This window comes from Herbidospora sakaeratensis, from assembly GCF_001570525.1.
Lineage (GTDB): Bacteria > Actinomycetota > Actinomycetes > Streptosporangiales > Streptosporangiaceae > Herbidospora > Herbidospora sakaeratensis.
In genome coordinates, this window is sequence record NZ_BBXC01000018.1 from 170,392 (window position 1) to 191,457 (window position 21,066).

21 protein-coding genes are annotated in these 21,066 nt (G+C 70.8%); 7 read left to right on the forward strand and 14 right to left on the reverse strand.

The genetic code is table 11. The features are described from left to right. Window positions 1–33 precede the first annotated feature (33 nt). Window positions 34–1,272: a threonine--tRNA ligase gene (gene thrS / locus AW271_RS29035; RefSeq protein WP_245653258.1), complete on the reverse strand. Its 1,239-nt coding sequence runs from the start codon at window positions 1,270–1,272 to the stop codon at window positions 34–36. A 276-nt stretch (window positions 1,273–1,548) separates the two neighbouring features. On the opposite strand from thrS, the gene AW271_RS29040 reads away from it, so the two are divergent. After that, a complete protein-coding gene (locus AW271_RS29040) occupies window positions 1,549–2,310 on the forward strand; it encodes an SDR family oxidoreductase (RefSeq protein WP_062340781.1) in 762 nt (253 codons plus the stop codon). Here AW271_RS29040 and AW271_RS29045 read toward each other — a convergent pair. The 5 genes from AW271_RS29045 to AW271_RS29065 all read right to left on the reverse strand — a co-directional run bounded on the left by AW271_RS29045 (window position 2,307) and on the right by AW271_RS29065 (window position 6,827). Continuing rightward, complete coding sequence (locus tag AW271_RS29045; RefSeq protein WP_157554717.1) at window positions 2,307–3,119, reverse strand: ATP-grasp domain-containing protein; 813 nt, start codon at window positions 3,117–3,119, stop codon at window positions 2,307–2,309. The two genes, AW271_RS29040 and AW271_RS29045, sit on opposite strands and share 4 nt — an antisense overlap. Before the next feature lie 111 nt (window positions 3,120–3,230). After that, window positions 3,231–3,491: a hypothetical protein gene (locus AW271_RS29050; protein ID WP_062340783.1), complete on the reverse strand. Its 261-nt coding sequence runs from the start codon at window positions 3,489–3,491 to the stop codon at window positions 3,231–3,233. A 45-nt stretch (window positions 3,492–3,536) separates the two neighbouring features. Next, window positions 3,537–3,794 carry a hypothetical protein gene (locus tag AW271_RS29055; protein ID WP_030450924.1) on the reverse strand — a complete coding sequence of 86 codons (258 nt, stop codon included), beginning with the start codon at window positions 3,792–3,794 and terminating at the stop codon, window positions 3,537–3,539. Between the two features lie 170 nt (window positions 3,795–3,964). Further along, window positions 3,965–5,452, reverse strand: coding sequence for a glycoside hydrolase family 3 protein (locus AW271_RS29060; RefSeq protein ID WP_062340784.1), 1,488 nt, complete (start codon window positions 5,450–5,452; stop codon window positions 3,965–3,967). Window positions 5,453–5,525: 73 nt separating this feature from the next. After that, entirely contained in the window at window positions 5,526–6,827 is a 1,302-nt protein-coding gene (locus AW271_RS29065; protein ID WP_062340785.1) for an alkaline phosphatase D family protein, read from the reverse strand. 64 nt (window positions 6,828–6,891) lie between these two features. On the opposite strand from AW271_RS29065, the gene AW271_RS29070 reads away from it, so the two are divergent. From AW271_RS29070 to AW271_RS29085, 4 genes are all read left to right on the forward strand, one after another. Next, complete coding sequence (locus tag AW271_RS29070) at window positions 6,892–7,545, forward strand: TetR/AcrR family transcriptional regulator (RefSeq protein WP_062340786.1); 654 nt, start codon at window positions 6,892–6,894, stop codon at window positions 7,543–7,545. Beyond that, the gene (locus tag AW271_RS29075; protein ID WP_062340787.1) at window positions 7,542–8,225 is read left to right on the forward strand and encodes a DNA alkylation repair protein; all 684 of its coding nucleotides are present in this window, start codon (window positions 7,542–7,544) and stop codon (window positions 8,223–8,225) included. Before AW271_RS29070 ends, AW271_RS29075 begins: the two co-directional genes overlap by 4 nt. Window positions 8,226–8,289: 64 nt before the next feature. Further along, window positions 8,290–8,877 carry an RNA polymerase sigma factor gene (locus AW271_RS29080; RefSeq protein WP_062340788.1) on the forward strand — a complete coding sequence of 196 codons (588 nt, stop codon included), beginning with the start codon at window positions 8,290–8,292 and terminating at the stop codon, window positions 8,875–8,877. Then, window positions 8,870–9,844 (forward strand): CU044_5270 family protein, encoded by a 975-nt coding sequence (locus AW271_RS29085; protein WP_062340789.1) that lies wholly within the window; start codon window positions 8,870–8,872, stop codon window positions 9,842–9,844. Before AW271_RS29080 ends, AW271_RS29085 begins: the two co-directional genes overlap by 8 nt. 55 nt (window positions 9,845–9,899) lie before the next feature. Here AW271_RS29085 and AW271_RS29090 read toward each other — a convergent pair whose 3' ends face one another. From AW271_RS29090 to AW271_RS29110, 5 genes are all read right to left on the reverse strand, one after another. After that, a complete protein-coding gene (locus tag AW271_RS29090) occupies window positions 9,900–11,312 on the reverse strand; it encodes a cellulose binding domain-containing protein (protein WP_245653259.1) in 1,413 nt (470 codons plus the stop codon). A gap of 13 nt (window positions 11,313–11,325) precedes the next feature. After that, a complete protein-coding gene (locus AW271_RS29095) occupies window positions 11,326–12,597 on the reverse strand; it encodes a beta-N-acetylhexosaminidase (RefSeq protein ID WP_062340791.1) in 1,272 nt (423 codons plus the stop codon). Window positions 12,598–12,612: 15 nt separating this feature from the next. Next, a complete protein-coding gene (locus tag AW271_RS29100; RefSeq protein ID WP_062340792.1) occupies window positions 12,613–13,434 on the reverse strand; it encodes a carbohydrate ABC transporter permease in 822 nt (273 codons plus the stop codon). Then, on the reverse strand, window positions 13,431–14,387 hold the full coding sequence (locus AW271_RS29105; RefSeq protein WP_218008207.1) for a carbohydrate ABC transporter permease: 957 nt from the start codon (window positions 14,385–14,387) through the stop codon (window positions 13,431–13,433). The genes AW271_RS29100 and AW271_RS29105 overlap by 4 nt, the downstream gene beginning before the upstream one ends. Before the next feature lie 101 nt (window positions 14,388–14,488). Then, entirely contained in the window at window positions 14,489–15,757 is a 1,269-nt protein-coding gene (locus AW271_RS29110; RefSeq protein WP_062340793.1) for an extracellular solute-binding protein, read from the reverse strand. A gap of 136 nt (window positions 15,758–15,893) precedes the next feature. Between AW271_RS29110 and AW271_RS29115 the strand changes: the two genes are divergently transcribed. Beyond that, window positions 15,894–16,628: a GntR family transcriptional regulator gene (locus AW271_RS29115; RefSeq protein WP_232320616.1), complete on the forward strand. Its 735-nt coding sequence runs from the start codon at window positions 15,894–15,896 to the stop codon at window positions 16,626–16,628. On the opposite strand, the gene AW271_RS29120 is transcribed toward AW271_RS29115, so the two are convergent. The 3 genes from AW271_RS29120 to AW271_RS29130 are packed head-to-tail and all read right to left on the reverse strand — an operon-like array spanning window position 16,620 to window position 20,232. Next, complete coding sequence (locus AW271_RS29120) at window positions 16,620–17,444, reverse strand: alpha/beta fold hydrolase (RefSeq protein ID WP_062340794.1); 825 nt, start codon at window positions 17,442–17,444, stop codon at window positions 16,620–16,622. The two genes, AW271_RS29115 and AW271_RS29120, sit on opposite strands and share 9 nt — an antisense overlap. 17 nt (window positions 17,445–17,461) lie before the next feature. After that, entirely contained in the window at window positions 17,462–18,853 is a 1,392-nt protein-coding gene (locus AW271_RS29125) for an aldehyde dehydrogenase family protein (protein ID WP_062340795.1), read from the reverse strand. Window positions 18,854–18,864: 11 nt separating this feature from the next. Beyond that, window positions 18,865–20,232, reverse strand: a complete 1,368-nt coding sequence (locus AW271_RS29130; RefSeq protein ID WP_245653260.1) for an NAD(P)/FAD-dependent oxidoreductase — start codon at window positions 20,230–20,232, stop codon at window positions 18,865–18,867. Window positions 20,233–20,340: 108 nt separating this feature from the next. Between AW271_RS29130 and AW271_RS29135 the strand changes: the two genes are divergently transcribed. Continuing rightward, entirely contained in the window at window positions 20,341–21,045 is a 705-nt protein-coding gene (locus AW271_RS29135; protein ID WP_083977395.1) for a TetR/AcrR family transcriptional regulator, read from the forward strand. The last annotated feature ends 21 nt before the right edge of the window (window positions 21,046–21,066 follow it).

Below are 21,066 nucleotides of genomic sequence, written 5' to 3' on the forward strand. Positions count from 1 at the left end.
CTCGGTAGTAATGGGCGGTCAGCGAAAGCTTAGTCACCACAACCCGCTCTCCCGCCGCGAGGTGATCTCCCCGATCCTCGCCAGCGCCTCCCCCACCGGCAGGGCGGCGAGCTTGCGGCCGTCCCGGAGCCGGATCGACACCTCGCCGGCGGCGACCTCCCGGGACCCGATGATCAGCTGGTACGGCGCCAGCCGCGCCTCCCGGATCCGCGCCCCCAGGCTGCCCTTCTCCGGCCCGGCCAGCTCGGCGCGCAGCCCGAGACCGGCACAGCGCGAGACGACCGAGTCGGCGAACGCCACCTCGTCCTCCCCGAGGGGCAGCACCACCGCCTGCACCGGCGCGAGCCAGGCCGGGAACGCCCCGCCGTGCACCTCGATCAGGTGGGCGACGGCCCGCTCGACGCTGCCGACGATGCTCCGGTGGACCATGACGGGCCGGTGCCGGGCCCCGTCGGGGCCGGTGTACTCCAGGTCGAACCGGGCGGGCTGGTAGAGGTCGATCTGGACGGTCGACAGGGTCGACTCGCGCCCGAGGTTGTCGGCGATCTGGATGTCGATCTTCGGCCCGTAGAAGGCGGCCTCGCCCTCGACGGCCTCGTACTCGACGTCGTGCAGCACCTCGCGGAGCATCTCCCCGGCGCGCTCCCACAGGCCCGGGACCGCGACGTACTTCCCGGAGGCGCCCGGGAGCGAGAGCCGGTGGCGCACGGGCTTGATGCCCATGGCGGCGTGGGCGGCGGCGATCAGTTCGAGGGCGGCGCGGGCCTCCTCGACGGCCTGTTCGGCGGTGCAGAAGATGTGCGCGTCGTTGAGCTGGATGGCGCGTACGCGGGTCAGCCCGCCCAGCACCCCTGACAACTCCGACCGGTACATGCCGCCGAGTTCGGCCAGCCGGAGCGGCAGGTCGCGGTAGCTGCGCCCGCGTGCGCGGTAGATCAGCGCGTGGTGCGGGCACAGGCTGGGCCGCAGCACCACCTGCTCCCCGCCGACCGCCATCGGCGGGTACATGTCGTCGCGGTAGTGGTCCCAGTGGCCGGAGATCTCGTAGAGCTCGCGCTTGCCCATGATCGGCGAGTAGACGTGCCGGTAGCCGTTGCGTCTCTCGACGTCGCGGACGTAGTCCTCCAGCGCCATCCGGACCGCCGCGCCGTCGGGCAACCAGAAGGGCAACCCGGCGCCCATGAGCGGATCGCCGTCGAACAAATCGAGCTCGCGGCCGAGCCTGCGGTGGTCGTACATGATCGTGTCTCCCTTGGTGAGAAGGGGGCGCACACGAACACCGAAGCCCGGGGCGGTGCGCCCCGGGCTTCGAAGTAAGGCAGTGGTCAGCGCGCCGGGACGGAGTCCGGCGTCGTCGTCAGATGGGCGCGCTGCATACCCGAACGCTAACACGAGGGCTCTTCCGAGGTCTCCCAAAATTCCGGCCCCCTCCCACCCGGGGGTCGGCGGCCATCATGCCCCGCGCGACCGACGTTTCCGCCGAACCGGCCCGCCCCCTGTGGAAAGCCGGTGTTCCGAACAGACCGACCGGTCGGTACCCTCAGCCTCATGACTCTCTTCTCGGTCGAAGGCAAGATCGTCGTGGTGACCGGCGGGTCCCGTGGGATCGGGCGGATGATCGCCCAGGGGTTCGTCGACGGCGGCGCGACCGTCTACCTCACCGCCCGCAAGAAGGACCAGCTGGAGGAGGCCGCCGCCGCGCTGGGGTGCGGCTCGGTGCAGGCCGACCTGTCCACGCGCGAGGGGGTCGAGGCCGTGCACGACCTGGTCGCCGCCCGTCACGACCGGCTCGACGTGCTGGTCAACAACGCCGGCGCGGCCTGGGGCGCGCCCCTCGACGACTATCCCGATTCGGCCTTCGACAAGCTCTGGAACATCAACGTCAAGGGCGTCTTCGCGCTGACGCAGCGGTTCCTGCCGCTGCTCAGGAAGGCCGCGAGCCCCGACGACCCGGCCCGGGTCATCAACATCGGCTCGGTCGACGGCCTGCGCACCCCCGCGATGGAGAGCTACGCCTATTCGGCCACGAAGTCGGCGGTCCACATGCTGACCCGGCACCTGGCCGACCGCCTGGCCAAGGAGTCGATCACCGTGAACGCCATCGCCCCCGGCCCGTTCGAGTCGAAGATGATGGCGTTCGTGCTCGACGACCCGCAGGCCCGCGAGATGGTCGCCGCCAGCGTGCCGCTCGGCCGGATCGGCCGTCCCGACGACATGGCCGGGACGGCGATCTTCCTGGCCTCACGGGCCGGTTCCTACCTCACCGGGACCGTCATCCCGGTGGACGGCGGCATCACCGCCCACGGCTAGGAGAGCATCTCCTTCAGCGCGCGGGCGAAGAAGGCCGGCGCCTCGAGTTCGGTGTCGAGGTAGAGGAACGGCTCGGTGAGCTCCAGCTCGATCAGCACCGGCTCGCCGCCGGGCATGCGCACGAGGTCGACCCGGGCGTAGAGGAGCGGCTCGGCCACCTTGCCCAGGATCTCTTCGGCCAGGTCGAACTGGTCGTCGTCGGGGTCGCGCAGGGTGGCCTTGGCCCCGGCGTCGTTGAGGTCGCCGACGCCCGCGACCAGCAGCGGGGTGCGCCTGACGGCGTGGCTGAACTGGCCGTTGAAGTAGTGGAGGGACAACTCGCCCTCGTGCTCGACGCTCTCGACGTAGGGCTGCACCATGATCGGCCGGCCCTGGGCCTCAAGGGAGGCGGCGAACGCGGCGGCCTTCTCGGCGGAGGGGGTGCGGATGGTGTCGCGGGCGCCCGCGGAGATGGTCGGCTTGACGACGTACTCGGCCCAGTCGGGCAGGGCGAGGGAGCTCCAGTGGGTCGGCACGGTCGGCACGCCCAGGTGCTTCAGGTAGGTCTTGTCGGTGTTCCAGGCCAGCACCGACGCCGGGTTGAGCACCCGCGTGTGCTGTTCGGCCCGCCAGGCCCAGTCGATGAACTCGTCGCGCCGGCCCACGTAGTCCCACGGTGAGCGGACCACGGCCGCGTCGAACTCCGACCAGTCGGCCTCGGGGTCGTCCCACCGGACCGGTGCGCCCTCGATCCCCTCGGCGAGCCAGGCCGAGAGCACGGTCTCGCGTTCCGGATCGGGCCCGTCCCAGGTGACATACGCGGCCTTCATCGACATTCCCCTTGCATGTGCGGATGACGTACAAGGACCCATCATGGCCGCAACGCACGGCGGCGCGCGCCGGGCCCGGAAGGAGAGCCCGGCGCGCGCCGGAGTCGACGACTAGTCGTCGAAGCGGTAGGCGAGGCCCGCCACGCTGTTGCGGGCGGTGACCGAGACACCGTTGATGGTGTTGGAGTTGGTCGACGAACCGCCGCCGATGTTGGTGGCGGCGACGTTGCCGAACACGTTGCCCGACTGGGCGGAGCCGCGGTTCACGCTGCCGTTGCTGATCCAGGTGTCGGCCTGGGCGGGCGCGGCGGCCAGCAGGGTCGCGCCACAGGCGGCGAGGACGGCACCGGTCACGGCGAGCTTCTTGAACATGTTCTCTCCTTCGGGTGGGGTGAGTGCTGGGGACGCGACCGCGGTTTACTTGAAGATGTAAACCACGGTCACGCTGCCGCCAGTGGCGGTAGCGGAGATGCCGTTGATGGTGTTGACGTTCGTCGAACGGCCGGAGCCGGCGTTGCGCGCCGCGACCCAGCCGAAGTTGTTGCCCGACTGAGCCGAACCGATGTTCGCGCTCCAGTTGTCGGACCACGTGTCGGCGTGGGCCGGGGTGGCGATGAGGCTCGCACCCGCGGCGGCCGCGAGCATCGCACTGGTCACGCAGATCTTCTTGATCACTACGGCTCCTTCTCGCGCTTTCCTTGACGGTCTGTTTGACTGGCCGGTCAAAGCACTGCCGAGCATATAGCTCTGCGTAGTCGATTGATAGCACTCTGTGATCAGAATTTTGGTCTGGAAATGGAAACGGCCCCGCGGCTGCGCCCGCGAGGCCGTTGCTTATGGGGATTTCACGGCAAACGACCGGTCAAGGTCTCGGCCGCCGCCTGACCGCAGACGCGCGACGCGCCGTGTGTCGCGATGTGCACGGAGCCCAGGTCGGTGCGTCCCGGCAGGCCCATCTCGACCACCACGCCGTCGGGGCGGGCGGCCAGCATGTGGCCGAGGGCGTCCATCTGCCAGGCGTGGCGGTGGGCGTCGCGCACGACCACGACCAGCGGGCGGTCGGCGGCCCGGTCGAGGAGGTCGGCGGGCACGCCGTCGGCCAGTTCGGCCTCGCCGAGACGGGTCACCGTGGTGCCGGGGAGGAGCGCTCCCAACGGCTCGCCGACGCCCCACGGCTGGCCCTTGTCGATGGCCAGGTTGGTGTCGGGCGACAACTCGACGACGTGGGGGGCCGTGCTGAGCGGCAGGCGGGCGCCGTCGTGGTGGACGACCCTGATCGCGCGGCGGGCGGCGGCCAGGCCGACCGGCCCGCCGTTCAGCACCCGGTCCTGGAGCGGCAGCCGCCAGGCGGCCAGCTTGGCCACCCGGGCGCACGCCTCGTGCAGGCGGGCCTCCGGCAGCAGGCCGCTCACGACGGCGTCGGCGATCGACTCGCGGATGTGGTCGAAGGTCGCCTCGTCGGCGTGCTCGCCGCCGACGCAGATCGAGTCGGCCCCGGCCGCCACCGCGCGGGCGGCCGCGCCGCCGATGCCGTAGACCTGCGCGACGGCGGCCATCTCGATGGCGTCGGTGATCACCACGCCGTCGAAGCCGAGCTCGCCCCGGAGCAGGTCGGTGAGGATGCGCGGGCTCAGCGTGGCCGGCATCGCCTCGTCGTACGCCGGCACGACCAGGTGCCCCGTCATGATCGCCCGCACGCCCTCCTCGATGGCAGCGCGGAACGGCCAGAGCTCCACCTCGTGGAGTTCCTCGCGGGTGACCGCGACGACCGGCAGGCCGTGGTGGGAGTCGACGGCGGTGTCCCCGTGGCCGGGGAAGTGCTTGGCGCAGGCCGCCACGCCGGCCGACTGCAGGCCCCTGATCCAGGCCGCCGTGTGGCGGGCGACCAGGCCCGGGTCGGCGCCGAACGAGCGCAGCCCGATCACCGGGTTGTCGGGGTTGGAGTTGACGTCGGCGGCGGGGGCGAAGTTGATCGTCACCCCGGCGGCCGCCAGGTCGTGTCCGACGTCCCTGGCCACCTCCTCGGTGAGATGCACGTCGTCGACCACGCCGAGGGCGTAGTTGCCGGGGCGGGAGCTGCCCGTACGGGCCTCCAGCCGGGTGACGTCGCCCGCCTCCTCGTCGATGCCGACCAGGAGCGCGGGGTTCTCCGCGCGCAGCGCGGCCGTGAGGGCCGCCAGCTGGTCCGGCGTGTCGACGTTCCGGGAGAACAAGACCACTCCGGCGAGGCCGTCGGCGAGACGCCGGCGCAACCAGTCGGGGGGCGAGGTCCCGACGAAGCCGGGGAGGATGACCGAATCAGCCAGACGCAGCAGCTCCGTGCTTCGCGTCATGCGGCACCGCACTTGGGCATGCCCGAAATCTAATAGGAAAGTTTCCTATTCGCTAGAGGTCTTACCTGCAATTTCACAAGTCGATTCGTTCGAGCTTGTTACCGACGGCACGGAACGAGGCCGCCGTGGACACCGGGGCGCCGGGGCGGTCGACGTGGGCGACGGCACGGTAGTCGGCCGTGAACTCCTCCATCGAGACGTTCGCGACCAGGTAGCCGCGCCGCCCGTCGAAGAACGCCAGATGCGGGTTGCGCTCCAGCGCGTCGTCGCGGACGGCCGGCGGCGCGCTGCTGATGGACGTCGCGACGAATTCCACGCCCCTGTCAAGACGGGCCGCCCAGGCGTTGTGGACGTCGCCGCTCAGCACCACGAAGTTCTCCGGCGCGGCGTCGAGGACCTTCTTGCGGCTCTGCGGGTAGGCGTCCCACGCGTCGGCGCTCGGCGGGGTGCGCGGCGCGAAGAACAGCGCCTGGGCCAGGACGGTCCAGCGGGCCGTGGACGTCTTCAGCTTGTCGAGCAGCCACGTCGTCTGGGCCGGCCCGAGGATGTCGCCCGCCACGCGGTACTGCCGGGCGTCGGCCACCAGCAGGTCGAGCACCCGGCCGAACGGACGCCGCCGGTAGTACTGCATCGCGTCGCCGGCCGGCTTGACGCGGTAGGGCAGGTGCTCGGCGTTGGCCTGGTAGGCGGCCTTCCTGCGCTTCGGGTCGGCGGTGCGGCCGCCGTAGTTGTTCACCACCTCGTGGTCGTCGGGGACGGTGATCCAGGGCGCGGCGGCGTGGGCGGCCTGCAGGTCGGGGTCGAGGCGGTAGAGGGCGTAGCGCTCGCGGTAGGCGTTGAGGGTGACGCAGGCGGCGGTCGAATCCTTCAGCGGGCGCACGTAGCGGCCGGGCTCGGGAACGGCGGGCTTGCCGTACTCGTAGATGTAGTCGCCCAGGTGCAGGACCACGTCGGGGGCGTCGGCGACCAGGTGCTCGTAGGCGGTGAAGTGGCCGTGCTCGTAGCGCTGGCAGCTGGCCACCGCGATCCTCAGCGGCGCCGTCGAGTCGGGCGCGGGCGCGGTCTTGGTACGGCCCACGCGCGAGGTGTGGCCGTCGGCGCGGAAGCGGTAGAAGTACACCGAGGCCGGGCGTAAGCCGGTGACCTTGACGTGCACGCTGTGCGCGCCCGCCGGCTGGGCCCTGGTCGTGCCCGAGGCCGTGAGCTTCGCGAACGTGTCGTCCTCGGCCACCTCCCACCGCACGTCGAACGCGCTCGCGGGCATGCCGCCGCCGTTCAGCGGGTCGGGGGCGAGCCGGGTCCAGATGATCACACCGTCGGGCGCGGGCTCCCCCGAGGCGACGCCCAGCGTGAACGGGAATTTGATTTTCGCCATCCTCGATCATCGCCGATTCCGCGCTCTGAATGGTCCGTCGGCGACAACGGACCATAATGGGTGGGTGAACCAGCGCAAGAGCACCGCGACGGCGCGCAGAACCCACGGGGTGACCGCCTCGGAGCGCCGCGACCACCTGGTCAAACTGGCGGCTGAACTGTTCGCGCGCAAGGGCTTCCAGGCCACCACCGTCCGGAACATCGCCGACGAGGCCGGCATCCTGTCCGGCAGCCTCTACCACCACTTCGACTCCAAGGAGTCGATCGTCGACGAGGTCCTGCGCACGTTCCTCGACGACCTGACCGCGCGCTACCGGGTGATCCTCGACTCGGGCAAGGGCCCGGCCGAGGTGCTGGCCCAGATGGTGCGCACCGGCTTCGCCACGCTCGAACCCCACCGGGCGGCGATCACCGTCATGCAGAACGACTGGAACTACCTGCGCTCGCTGGAGCACCACCGCTTCGACTACCTCGTGAAGGCCGAAGACGAGATCGAGCGCATGTGGCTGGAGCAGATCAAGAAGGGCCAGGCCACCGGCGAGCTGCGGGCCGACGTCGACCCGAAGCTGACCTACCGCATGCTGCGCGACTCGATCTGGGTGGCGGTGCGCTGGTTCCGTCCGGGCGGGCGGCTCAACACCACCGCGCTCGCCGACCACTACATCACGGTCCTGTTCGACGGCCTGGCGACCGGAGAGCGGACCAGCCAGCCGGGATGAGCCTCGTCGACGCGGTCCGGGCCGCTCTCGGCGACCTCGCCGACCCGGAGAAGGCGCCGGTGATGCGGGCGTACATGAAGTCGGAGATGCCCTTCCTCGGCGTGCAGAGCGGGCCGCGGCGGCTGGCGTTGAAGAAGGTGTTCGCCGACCACCGGCTCGACTCCGCGCCGGTGTGGCGGCGGGCCGTGCTCGAACTGTGGCGCGAGGCCAAATACCGCGAGGAGCGCTACGCGGCGGTCGACCTGACGGGCTTCCGCTTCTACCGCCCGTGGCAGACCCTCTACACCCTGCCCATGTACGAGGAGATGATCGTCACCGGCGCCTGGTGGGACCTGGTCGACGAACTGGCCGTCCACCGCGTGGGCGGTCTGCTGCGGCAGTTCCCCGAGACGATGCGCCCGACGATGCTCGAGTGGGCCCACGGCCCCGACCTGTGGAAACGGCGCACCGCGATCCTGTCGCAGAACACCTTCAGGGAGCACACCGACAGCGCGCTGCTCTACGCGTGCATCGAGCCGAGCCTGTCCGACACCGACTTCTTCGCCCGCAAGGCGATCGGGTGGGCGCTGCGTGAGTACGCCAAGACCGACCCGCGCGAGGTCGTGCGCTACGTCGAGCACCAGGGGCTGAGCGGGTTGTCGCGGCGCGAGGCCCTGAAGAACGTGCCGGGCAACGACTAGCGCGAACCCGATTCGCGTCATCGGGTGAGTGCAGGGTGATCGGCCCCTAGGAACGGAGCCCCGTTTGATCACCCATGGCCCTGACGACGCGGAGGTGATCGAGCGCGCCCGGCGTGATCCGGCCGCCTTCTCCGTGTTGTTCGACCGGCACGCGCCCGCGCTGCACCGGTACGTGCTGCGCCGTCTCGGTGACTCGCTGGCCGACGACGTCGTGGCCGAGACGTTCCTGACGGCCTTCCGCCGTCTCGGGCGGTACGACACCGCCCACCGCGACGCCCGCCCCTGGCTGCACGGCATCGCCGCCAACCTCATCGGCCGGCACCGCCGGGCCGAGCTCAGGGCCTATCTGGCGCTGGCCAGGACCGGCGTCGACGAGGTCGCCGAGAGCTACGCCGACCGGGTCGAGGCCAGGGTGTCGGCCTCGGCGCTGCACCGGGAGCTGGCCGAGGCGCTCGCGGTGTTGTCGCCGGGCGACCGCGAGGTGCTGCTGCTGGTCGCCTGGGCCGACCTCAGCTACGAGGAGGTGGCGCGGGCCCTCGGCATCCCGATCGGCACCGTGCGGTCGCGCCTCCACCGGGCCCGGCGCAAGACCCGCGCGGCCCTGGGCGGGAGCGACCCGTCCGCCGTCCAGGAGGAGGCCCGCCGTGGATGACCTGAAGCTGCTGGGCGAGCTGCGCGCTGACGCCCCGGAGCCCTCCGCCGACCGGCTCGACGCCCTGCGCCCCCGTGCGCCGCGCCGCCGCCACGTCCGGTTCGTGCCGCCCCTGCTGCTGGTGGCCGCCGCGGCGGGCGTCGCGGTCGTGGTGGTGGGCGGCGTCGGCACGCCGGTCCCGGACCTGCCGACGACGGCCCGGCCGGTCGTCACCGCCGGGATCCGGCCGATGAACGCGGAGGTGGTGCTGCGGCGGGCCGCCCGGGTGGCCGAGCGTGGCGCGCCCGTCCCGGCGCCCAGAGACGACCAGTGGGTGTACTGGAAGCTCCTCGTCCAGAACGGCGACGACCCCGCGCCGATCGCCGAGGAGTACTGGATGCGCTTCGACGGCACCGCGCAGTCCTTCCGCCGCGCGCAGGGCGGGATGGAGCACCTGGCCATCGAGCCGGAACCCGGCGACGACCAGCTCACCCCGCGCGAGTTCGCGGCCGAGTTCGCCGAGCTGCCCACCGACCCGGCGCGGCTGCTGGACCACGTGAAGAACGATCCGGTCTGGAAGGCGGACGGCGAGCACGAGGACGCGCGGGCCTTCCGGGTGTTCTCGGTCTTTCTCTACCAGGAGGTTCCACTGCCGCCCAAGCTGAGAGGGGCGATGTTCCGGGCCCTGGCCGAGATCCCGGGCGTGCGCGTCGACGCCGGGGTCCGCGACGCGGCGGGCCGGACCGGCATCGGCGTGGCCTTCGAGGGGGACGTGCCCGGCTCCGGCGTCCGGCGCGACCTGAACGGCCAGGTGACGACGCGGTCGTATCTCATCTTCGACGACACGACCTACGAGTTCCTCGGCCGGCGGGAGGAGCGGTTCAAGAATGAGATCCTTGGCACGATCTTGGTTCGGGCCGGAACCGAATTCGTCAGCGCCGTGGTCGCGACGGGCGTCGTCGACGAGCCGGGGCAGATCCCCGGATAGGCCGAACGGCTCGCGCGCCCCGAATGCGCGCGAGCCGTCGCTCAGCCGGGGAGGGTCAGCTCGCCGGGACGGTGTCGACCCAGCTCGTGCCCGCGGTGCGGTAGTTGTTCACGCGCTGGATGACGGTGGCGGGCGCGACCACCTCGTTCTTGGCGTGGTAGAACCAGTCGACCTGCTGGATCCACTGACGCTGGGTGCTGCTGCCGACGAGGCCGCCGCTGATGAACCACAGGTTGAAGTTCACCGACTGCACGGTCTCCGGGTAGTAGTCGCCGCCGTGGGTGGCGAACAGCTGCCCGTCGATGTAGTACTTGATCTCACCGCCGGAGACCTGGAGAACCAGGTCGTGCCAGCCGGCGTAGCTGATGCGGTTGGCGGTGTGGGTGTTGACCGCGAGCCAGGGCTCGTTGCGGTAGGTCTCCCACGAGGTGGCGTACATGATGTTCGCGGGCTCGCCCCAGCCGCCGTTGGGGAGGTACTCGAAGTCCTGCTCGCTGTAGTTGGGGTCGAGGTCCTGGTTGAGCGGGGTGATCGTGAAGAAGGTCTGCACGATGTGGTCGCCGTCGGGGCCGGTCGTCGGGGTGTCGGTGAAGAAGACCCGCGCGGCGTAGGTGCCTTCGAGGAACTTGCGCTGGTGCAGCACCTCCGACTGCTGGGTGCCCGACGAGGTGCCGTCGGTGACCGACTTGAGCTGGAGGGCCTTGTTGCCGCCGCTCACGGTCGGGAAGGTGACGTTGGACGCCGGCCAGGTCGCGCCGGGGATGCCAGGGCCGCCCTGGTTGGTGCGGATCGTCCAGTTGTGCGCGTTGATGTTCGGGTCGGTGTGCGAGGAGTAGCTGAAGTCGTCGAACACGACGCCGTTGTTGCCGCCCGGGTTGTTGGGCGAACCCGAAGGAGAGGGCGAGGGAGACGGCGACGGGCTGGGGTTGCCGCCCGCCGGGGCGTTGCCCCACAACAACGCGCCCGACTGGTAGACGGTGATCTTGTTCCAGTCGGCGTAGGAGGTCTGCGCGCCGAACGAGTAGTCGTCGCTCTGCGTGATGCGCTGCCAGTCGGCCCGGTAGAACCGCAGCTGCATGTCGCTCGTGGAGGCGCCCGGGGCGAGCGACCCGCTGGTGAAGCCGATCTCCAGGTAGCGGTCGGCGGTGGCCGTGCCGGGAGAGATCGTGCCGAAGGTGCCGGTGATCGTCGAGCAGCCGACGACCGCCCACGAGCAGGCGAAGCGGTACTGCTGCGACGCCGAGTCGGCCTTGAAGTAGTAGCGGATCTTGACGGTGTTCAGCGCCACGGTGGTGGTGCCGGTGTTGACCAGGTTCAGCCAGGGCTCGACCTGGTCGGCCTGGGCGCCCGACGCGCTGGTCTTGTACTGGACCTTGACGGCGGTGGCGGCCTCGGCCGGCAGCGCGACCAGGCCGATGAGGGCGAGGGCGGACATCAGTCCGCCGGCTAACCACTTCTTGCTGGACACATCTGTCCTTTCTTTACGGGATGAGCGGACCCACCGAGACGCCTTGCGCGGCCAGGCGGGACAGGTGGGGGTCGAGACGGCGCAGGAAGTCGGAGTAGTCGCCCGCCGAACCCCAGGCGACCTCGGCGAAGGCCAGCAACCGGGGGAAGGCCTGGCGTTCGACGTCGGCCGGGGTCGGCATGTACTCGGTCCAGAGCTGGGCCTGGACGCCGATGATCCCCGGGGCCGACGGGGGCGCGAAGTGGTAGGTGTTCGACAACGACAACACCCGGTCGGGGAAGAACGGGCCGGCCTCCTGCTCGGGCGGGTAGTCGAGGTAGGTGCGCAGGTGCGGGGCCAGCACCACGTCGCGGCCCTCGAGGGCGGCCAGCTCGCCGCTCTCCTCGTCGAGCCAGGTCATGGTGGTGGCGCCGGGGGGACCGTCGGGCTTCTCGTACCAATAGACGAGCTTGCGGCCCTTCTTCGCCAGGTGCTCGGCCATCCGGGCGGTGATCCAGGCCCGGCACGCGTGCGCGCCCGGCAGGCCGAGTTCGCCGATGCGCTCCTGGGCCCGCGGGGTGTGCTCCCATTCGGTGTTGCGGCACTCGTCGCCGCCGACGTGGACGTACTCGCCGGGGAACAGGTCGCAGACCTCGTCGAGCACGTGGTGGAAGAAGGCGATGGTCTCCTCTTCCAGGTTGAGGGTGTGCTCGCTTATCCCCCAGCTGGTCCACACGTCGTAGGACCGCGAGGGGTCGTTGCCGAGTTCCGGGTAGGCCGCCAGGGCCGCCTGCACGTGCCCCGGCAGGCCGATCTCCGGGACGACGCGGACGAACCGCTCCTGCGCGTACCGGACGATCTCCCGGATGTCCTCGTGGGTGTAGTGGTCGCCCGAAACCTCGGTGAGACGCGGGTAACGCCGGATCTCCAGCCGCCAGCCCTGGTCGTCGGTGAGGTGCAGGTGCAGCACGTTCAGCTTCAGCTCGGCGATCAGGTCGATCAGCCGCAGGATGAACGCCTTGGGCATGAAGTGCCGCGCCACGTCGAGCATCACCCCGCGCCACCCGAACCGGGGCGCGTCCTCGATCACCCCCTCCGGGAGCCGCTCGCCGAGCTGGCGGAGCGTCTGCCGCCCGTAGTAGGCCCCGGCGGGCCCACCGGACGCCAGCTCGATGCCGCCCTCGCCGACGGTCAGGCGGTAGCCCTCCTCCGGCAGGCCCGGGTCGGGTCGGTGCCGGACGAGATCCTCGGAGAACGTGACGGAGCCCCCGAGGACGGCCAGGTCACGTGGCCGCGGAATGATCACGTTGGGTTTCCTTTCTCAGCCCTTGACCGCGCCGGCGATGATCCCGGAGGTCACCCGGCGCTGGAGGATCAGGAAGATCAGCAAGACCGGCAGCATGAAGAGCGTGGCGGCGGCCATGGTGGCGCCCCAGTCGGTGCCGAAGACGTTGGAGAAGGACGAGAGCCAGACGGGCAGCGTGCGGTCGTCCTGGTTCTTGATGATGAGCGCGTTGGCGAACGCGAACTCGTTCCACGCGGTGATGAAGCCGAACAACGAGGTCGACATCAGGCCCGGTGCGAGCAGCGGGAGCACGACCTTGCGGAACGCGGCCGACCGGCTGGCGCCGTCCATCTGGGCGGCCTCCTCCAGTTCCTCCGGGATGGCCGCGAGGAAGCCGCGCAGGGTGACGATCGTGAAGGGCAGCGTGCTCATGAAGTAGATGAGCGTCAGCATGGAGAGCTTGTCGAGCATGCCGGTGTCGCGGGCGATGATGAACATCGGGATCAGCAGCGCCTCCCACGGGGCCATCTGCGCGATGAACACCATGAGGATGAACGCCTTGCGGCCGCGCCAGCGCATGCGGGCCACCGCGAACGCGGCCAGCAGCGCCACGACCAGGCTGAGCAGCACCGCGCCGAGCGACACCAGCAGCGAGTTGCGCCAGAACAGGGCGAAGCCCTCGGAGCCGATCGCGGTGGCGAAGTGGTCGAGCGTCGGGTGGAGCGGGAGGAACTGCGGGGTGTCGGCCTGGATGTCGCGGGTGGGCTTGAACGCCGTGACGACCATCCAGTAGACGGGGAAGACCGAGACGACGAGCACCGACAGGGCGGCGAGCGTGATGGGGAGACGCCTGATCACTTGTCCGCTCCCTCGTGCTTGTACATTCGGCGCAGGTGCGGCACCAGCACGACCAGGAGGATCAGCACGGTCAGCGTCGAGATGGCCGAGCCGAGGTCGTATTTGTGCAGCGACTGGGCGACCTGGTAGGCGTACACCGGCAGGGTGGTGGTCGCGCCGTCAGGGCCGCCCTGGCTGATCGCCCAGATCTGGGCGAAACACTTGAAGACCCAGATGATCTCCAGCGACGTGATCAGGCCGAACAGCGGCCGGAGCATGGGGAAGGTGACGTCGCGGAAGACCTGCCACCCGGTCGCGCCGTCGATGCGGGCCGCCTCGAACAGCTCCTGGGGGATGGTGGTCAGGCCGGCGTACAGGGTCAGCGCCGCGAACGGCACCGACTGCCAGACGACGAGCAGCACCATGATGGCGAACGTGGCGGTCCCGTTCGCGAACCACGTGTAGCCGTCGAACCGGCTGAACCCGATGGTGGTCAGCAACCAGTTGACCACTCCGAGCTTCGACTGGAACAGCCACTGGAAGATCGTGGTGGCCGCCAGGACGGGCGTCGCCCAGGTCAGCACCAGCCCCGCCAGGACCGCCAGCCGCAGCCTCTTGCCGAGCCGCGCGACCATCAGCGCGACCAGGGTGGAGATGACCATGATCAGGACGACGTTGACGCCCGTCCAGACCAGGGTCCTTCTGACGACCGCCCAGAACTCCGCCGAGCCCAGCGCCTCGTGGTAGTTCTCCAGCCCCACGAACGCGGCCCCGCCCCTGATGAGCTCGCCGGTCCTGAAGTGCTGGAACGAGATGATCACACTGCGGATCAGCGGATAGAACAGCAGGTAGGCGGTGCCGGCGACGGTCGGGATCACCAGCAGGTACGGCCACAGGGCCGGGAGGCCGCGCCTCCGTCTCGGTGGCGGCGGGGCCGCCGCGGCGACGGGCCGCTCGGGAGCCTGCGTGACCACAGGAGTCCTTCCTTCTCTGTACGAACCGGTCAAGGACGGGCCCGCCCGCGCGACCCCGGGAATTGGGAGACGCGGCCGGCACGGACGGGCCCGGGACTGTGTCAGGACTTCGTGTTGAGGATGTCGGCGATGACCTGGGACGCCTTGGCGGCCTCGGCCGCGCCGTCGGTGCCGGTCAGGTAGGTCGTCATGTACTCCTTGATGACGTTCTTGGCCTCGACCGCCGCCCAGTTCGCCGAGTTCGGCGTGGCGTGGCCGTTGGCGGCGCCCTTGGCCATCGCGGCCGCGCCCTCGCTGGTCAGCACGCCGCCGAGCGAGACCCGGTTCGGCACGTAGGACATCTCGGTGGCCATCGCCGTCTGGAACTTCTCTCCGGCGAGGGCCTTGATGACCTCGTACGCGAGATCGGGGTTCTTGGACGCCTCGGGGATGATCAGGTCGCTGCCGCCGGTGAAGACGGCGCCGGGCTTGTCGGCGGTCTTGCCGGGGATCGGGAAGAAGCCGAGCTTGCCGGCCAGGTCGGGGTTGGCCTTCTCGATGGCCACCGCGCCGCCGGGCGAGGAGATGAGCTGCGCGACGTTGCCCTTGGCGAACACGTCGGCCTGCGGCGGGTTGGCCTCGTCGGAGTCCTTCGGGCCCTCGCCGAGCGCCTGGAGCTGCTTGTAGAAGTCGATCCCGGCCAGCGCCTGCGGGCTGTCGAGGCCGCCCTTCCACATCCCGCCCTCGTTGAGGGCCAGGTCGCCGCCCTCGTCCCAGATGAACCCGGCCAGGGTGTACCAGTTCTGGCCCGGCAGGTAGATGCCCTGGTTGCCGTCGGCGTTGAGCTTGGTGGTCACGTCGATCCACTCGTCCCGCGTCGCGGGCGGGGTGGTCACGCCGGCCTTCTCGAACAGGGCCTTGTTGTAGATGACGACGCGGTTGGCGGCGTACCACGGGATGCCGAACTGCTTGCCGTCGATCTTGCCGGGGTCGGCGAGGCCGGGCAGCCAGTCGGCCCCCTGGAGCTCGGTGACCTTGTCGGTGAGGTCCTTCACGCCGCCGCTGGCGGCGTACTCGGCGACCTGGGTGTTGCCGACCTCGATCACGTCGGGGGCGTCGTTGCTGGCCAGGGCGCTGGTGACCTTCTGGCCGATGCCGTCCCACTCCTGGATCTGGACGTCGAGCGTGACCCCTTGGTGCGCGGCCTCGAAGTCGCGCTCGAAGGTGCCGAGCAGGGCGTCGGACATGCTGTCGCGCATGATCCAGACGGTGAGCGCGGTCGCGGCGGGCGCGGTGCTGTCAGTGGGCGACTCGGTGGACGAAGAGCCGCATGCGGTGAGCCCGGCGGCGAGCGCCAGGACCGCCGCCGCGGCGAGGAACCGGGGGGCCATTGGTTCTCCCAGTGGTCAGATATTGGTAAGCAATCTGCCTGCTGGCGCTAGAGTGGTCTTAACCAGTAGACCCGTCAAGACCCGTTATTCAGTGTTTACATTCGACAACTGGTAAGACGCTGGTAAGGTCGGGGACGTGACTGTCAACATGCGGGCGGGGCTGAAGCGCGACCGGGTACGCGACTTCCTGCTCGACTACGTGGCCGACAAGAAACCCGGCGAGGCCATCCCGTCGGAGCGTGACCTGTGCAAGGAACTGGGCGTCTCCCGCCCGACCCTGCGCGCGGCCATAGACGACCTGGTGCGCTCGGGCGTCCTGGTCCGCGAACACGGCCGCGGCACCTTCACCGGCCCCCAGCGCGTCACCCAGGCGCTGTCGGCGACCCAGACTGGATCGTTCTACGCGCCGCCGGCCGAGGGGAAATGGCTGAGCGCGATCCTGGAGTTCGCCTCGTCACCGGCCGGCCCGCAACTGACCAGCCGCCTGCAGCTCGCGCCCGCGACGCCCGTCCTGCGGGTGGTGCGCCTGCGCGTCGTCGACGACGCGCCGATGGCGATCGAACGCCTCCACCTGCCCCACGAGCTGGTCGCCGGGCTGCGGCCGGCCGACATGGAGACGGGGTCGTTCTACAAGGTGCTGCGCGAACGGTTCGGGGTCGACGTGCGCAGCGCGGTGCAGACCATCGAGGCGACGGTGACCGACGAGACGGAGGCCGAACTGCTGGGCGTGCCGGAGCACTTCCCGGCGCTGCTGGTGGAGCGCACGACGCGCGACGTGAACGGGCGCATCGTGGAGTTCACCCGGTCGATCTACCGGGGCGACCGCTACCGGGTGACCTCGGAGCTCTACTTCGACGCCGAGTCAGGCTGACGACACGACGGTCGCGACGAAGGCGGGGGCGTCGTCGAGCCACGGATAGTGCCCGGCCCGGGGCTGCACGACGCAGTCGGCGACGGGGAACAAGCCGGCGAACTCGCGCACCTTGGCGGGGACGCTGTTGACGTCGTACTCCCCGGCGACGAGCAGCACCGGCGCGGCCAGCCGGCCGAGCGCCGCGCGGGTCGCGGCCGGGTCGTAGGCGCCCTCGGAGCTGAAGATCCCGGCCGCCTCCGCGTTGCGCGCCGGGCCTTCGATCGCCGCTCTGGCCGCCGCGTCGTAGCGGCCGTGGAAGAACGGCGTGATCGCCTCGGGGTCGGCCGGATGCCCTCCGATCAGCCGTTCCAGGGCTTTTATGGCCTCGGGGTACCAGGGCTCGCCGGCGCGCAGGCGGGCCACGGCGAGCCGGTCCTCTCCCGTCGGGTCGAGCCCGACCGCGAACAGGCTCGGGGTGACCAGCACCAGGGAGCCGACCGCCTCGGGGTGCGCGGCGGCATACAGGACCGCGAGATTCGCCCCCGCGGAGTGGCCCAGCAGGGCGATCCGGCCGAGGCCCAGATGGAGGCGGAGCGCCTCCACGTCGGCGACCTGGCGGTCGCAGCGGTACGTCGCCGGATCGGCCGGGGTCGCCGAGCCTCCGGTGCCGCGCGGGTCGAGGATAACCAGCCGGCGGTGGGCCGGCAGGCCGCCGAGGTCGCCCAGGTAGGCGGCGTCCTGCATCGGCCCGCCGGGCAGCACGACCAGGGGGTCGCCCTGGCCCGTGACGCGGTAGGACAGGACGGTGCCGTCGAATGCGGAGAACGTGGGCATCGAACGTATTTTGCCAGTCAGGCCGGGCGGAAGGAGTCGCGTTCGGCGGGGGCGGCGTGCTTGATCATCAGGTGCCGCGTCACCGAGTACTCCCCCACCGCCTCCTGGCTCATGTCCTTGCCGAACCCGCTCCCCTTCACCCCGCCGTGCGGGGCTTCGGAGGCGATCGGCAGGTGGTCGTTCACCCAGGTCACCCCCACGTCGAGCCGGTGCGAGACGCGCAGCGCCCGCGCGACGTCCGACGACCACACCGAGGAGGCCAGCCCGTAGGGCGTGTCGTTGGCCAGCCCGACCGCCTCGTCCTCCCCGTCGAAGGGCAGGGCGACGAGGACCGGCCCGAAGACCTCGCCCTGCACGATCTCGCTCGACTGGTCGGCGTCGGCCACCAGGGTCGGCGCGTAGTAGTAGCCGGGAGCGTCGAGCGGGCCGCCCCCACGGACGACCCGGCCCGACGCCCGCGCGACGAAGCCGTGCACCCTGTCCCGGTGCTCGGCGGAGATGAGCGGGCCGATGTCGGTCCCCTCGGCCCAGGGATCGCCCGGGCGCACTTTCTCCAGCGCGGCCGCGAGGGCGTCCACGGCCTCCGCGTAGCGTGCCCGCTCCACGTAGACCCTGGTCGCCGCTGTGCAGTCCTGTCCGGTGTTGTACGTGGCCCCCATGGTCACCCCGAAGGCCATGGCCTCCAGGTCGGCGTCGGCGAACACCAGGGCGGGGGCCTTGCCGCCCAGCTCCAGGTGGACGCGCTTCAGGCCGTCGACCGCGCCGCGCATCACGGCCCTGCCGGTCGCGGTCGAGCCGGTGACGCTCACCATGTCGACGCCCGGGTCGGTCACGAGGGCCTGGCCGACGTCGCCGCCGCCGGTCACGACGCCGAGCAGCCCTTCGGGCGCGCCCGCCTCGGCCATCAGCTCGGCCAGGCGCAGGGTGGTGCGCGGGGTGCGCGGGGCGGGCTTGACGACCACGCCGTTGCCGGCCGCGACGGCCGGGCCGACCTTCCAGACGGCCATGATGAACGGGAAGTTCCACGGCGCGATCGAGCCGACCACGCCGATGGGCCGCCGGATCAGCACCGAGGTGTAGCCGGCGCTGAGCACGCCCGCGCCGGTGCCGTCGAGCGAGCGGGCCGCGCCGGCGAAGAAGCGCAGGTTGTCGGCCGCGAAGGGCAGTTCGCCGTCGCGGAAGACCGCCGCGGGCTTGCCGGTCTCCTCGACCTCCAGGCGGGTCAGCTCGTCGGCGTCGCGTTCGACCAGGTCGGCCAGGCGCAGCAGCACCCGGGCGCGCTCCGACGGGGTCGCCTCGCGCCACTGCTCGAAGGCGGCCCGCGCCTGGGCGACCTTCGCCGGGACGTCGGTGCTGTCGGGGATGTCCTCGATGACCCGGCCGGTCGCGGGGTTGATCAGAGTCGTCATGTGCGGGTCTTCTAACTGTCGAAACCGATGCCGAAGCGGTCGAGCACGCGCAACCACGGGCCGCGCCTGCCCTCGTTCGCGTCGGCGCGGGCCAGGGCCCGGCGGGTGAACTCGACCACCGGCCACCTGAGGGGCTCGGGCGGGAACGGCACCGGGCGGCGGCGCACCATCGTCAGCCCGGTACGCCGCGTCTCCCGCCGCGCCAGCAGGTCGAGCCCGGCGAGGGCGCCGAAGCGCGAGGCGCCCACGCCGAGCCCGGTGTAGCCGAGGGCGTAGGCCACCCGGCCGCCGAGGGCGGTGCCGAAGAACGGGGTGAAGCGGCTGGTCGAGTCGATCAGGCCGCCCCAGCGGTGGGTCGCCCGCACGCCTTCGAGCTGCGGGAACGTCTCCAGCAGATGGCGGGCGAGCAGGGCGTGGGAGGCGGGGCGCTGGTCGGTGCCGCCGCCCGCGAAGTTGTAGACGGCGTCGTAGCCGCCGAACAGCAGCCGCCCGTCGGCGGTCAGCCGGTAGTAGTGGAACTGGTTGCCCGCGTCGGTGATGCCCTGCGCCTCGGCCCACCCCAGCGAGGCCCGCCGTTCGGCGTCGAGCGGCTCGGTGACCAGCACGTAGTCCCACACCGGCAGCACGTAGTTGCGCAGCCGCCGCAGCGGCGACGGGAACGCGTTGGTCGCGATGAGCACCTGGCGGGCGTCGAACGCGCCGTGGGGCGTGGGCACGCGTACCGACGAACCGGAGCGTTCCATGCCGGTCACCGGCGTGTGCTCGTAGATCCGCACGCCCAGGTTCTCGGCGACGCGGCGCAGGCCCCAGGCCAGTTTCACCGGGTCGACGAGGCCGCCGGTGCCGCGCAGCCGGAGTCCGCCCAGGTAGGTGGGCGAGTGGACGTCGGCCCGCATGTCGTCGGCGTCCAGGAATGTGGCGTCCTCGCCATGGTCCCGGTGGCGCTTTTCGGCGGTCCGCAATTCGGTGACCTGGTGGGGCGCAACGGCGACCGTCGTCTTGCCGATCAGCCGCAGGTCGGCGTCGATCTCGTGCCGGGCCACGAAATCGGCGATGGCGGCCAGGTTCTCGCGGCCGATCGCCAGCAGCAGATCGATCTCCCCAGGCCAGCGGTGCGCGCCGTGCGTCAGGCCGTGGGTGATGGAGTCGGCGATGAAGCCCCCGTTGCGGCCGGTGGCGCCGAACGCGATACGTTCGGCTTCCACCAGAACGACGTCGCAGGCGGGGTTTTCTTGTTTGGCCAGCACAGCAGCCCAGAGGCCGGTGAAGCCGCCGCCCACGATCAGCAGGTCGGCCGTCGTGGTCCCCGTCAGCGGCGGATACGCGGCCGGAGCGGGCCGGTCGGTCCAGAAGACCCGCGGCAGTGCGTCCGTAATCACGATCCCCTCCGACCGATATTTGTTGAATCGTGATTCAAATACTTATCGAGCAACCACGTCAAGAGCTGCGACACTAGTTGTGAGATCCTCCATACGGGGCGGGGTGCGATGACTCAGCGCAAGAGCAGGGCAGACCGGCGGGTCGAGCTGATCGACGCGGCCAGGCGCGCGATGATCCAGCACGGTGCCGAGGGCGTCCATCTGAACCAGATCGCAGAAGAGGCGGGTCTCACGTCGGGTGCGGTGCTCTACCACTACCCCGATCTGCGCGACCTGCTGATCGAGGCCCACCACGCCGGCATGGAGCGCTTCTACGAGCAGCGGGTCAAGAAGATCAGCGGCATCGCCGACCCGGCCCAGAAGCTCATCACCACGATCCGCTCGGGCCTGCCCGAAGGGCCCGACGACGCGGGCGTGCGCCTGCTGTGCGAGCTCGGCGGCGCGGCCGGCCGCAACCGCGTCTACGGCACCCTGCTGACCACGCTGTACGACCGCCAGGTGGCGATGTACCAGACCATCCTGGAGATCGGCGCCGCCCAGGGTGTCTTCAAGCTGGCCGGCGACTCGGAGCAGATCGCCCGCAACCTGGTCGCCCTCGAAGACGCCTACGGCTACCGCATCATCGCCCGCCACCACTCGATCGGCCCCGACGAGGCCGTCGGCCTCATCCTCGACTTCGCCCGCATGTCGACCGGCCACCCGCTCAAGGAGACCCCGGCGGCCCGCCAGAAGACGACCCGAACCCCCCGCCCCAGGAACGGCGGCCCGGCCCGGGGCGCCACCACGACCCCGCCCCAGCAGGACGCCTCCTGAAAGCCGCCTACCCGGGCGTCG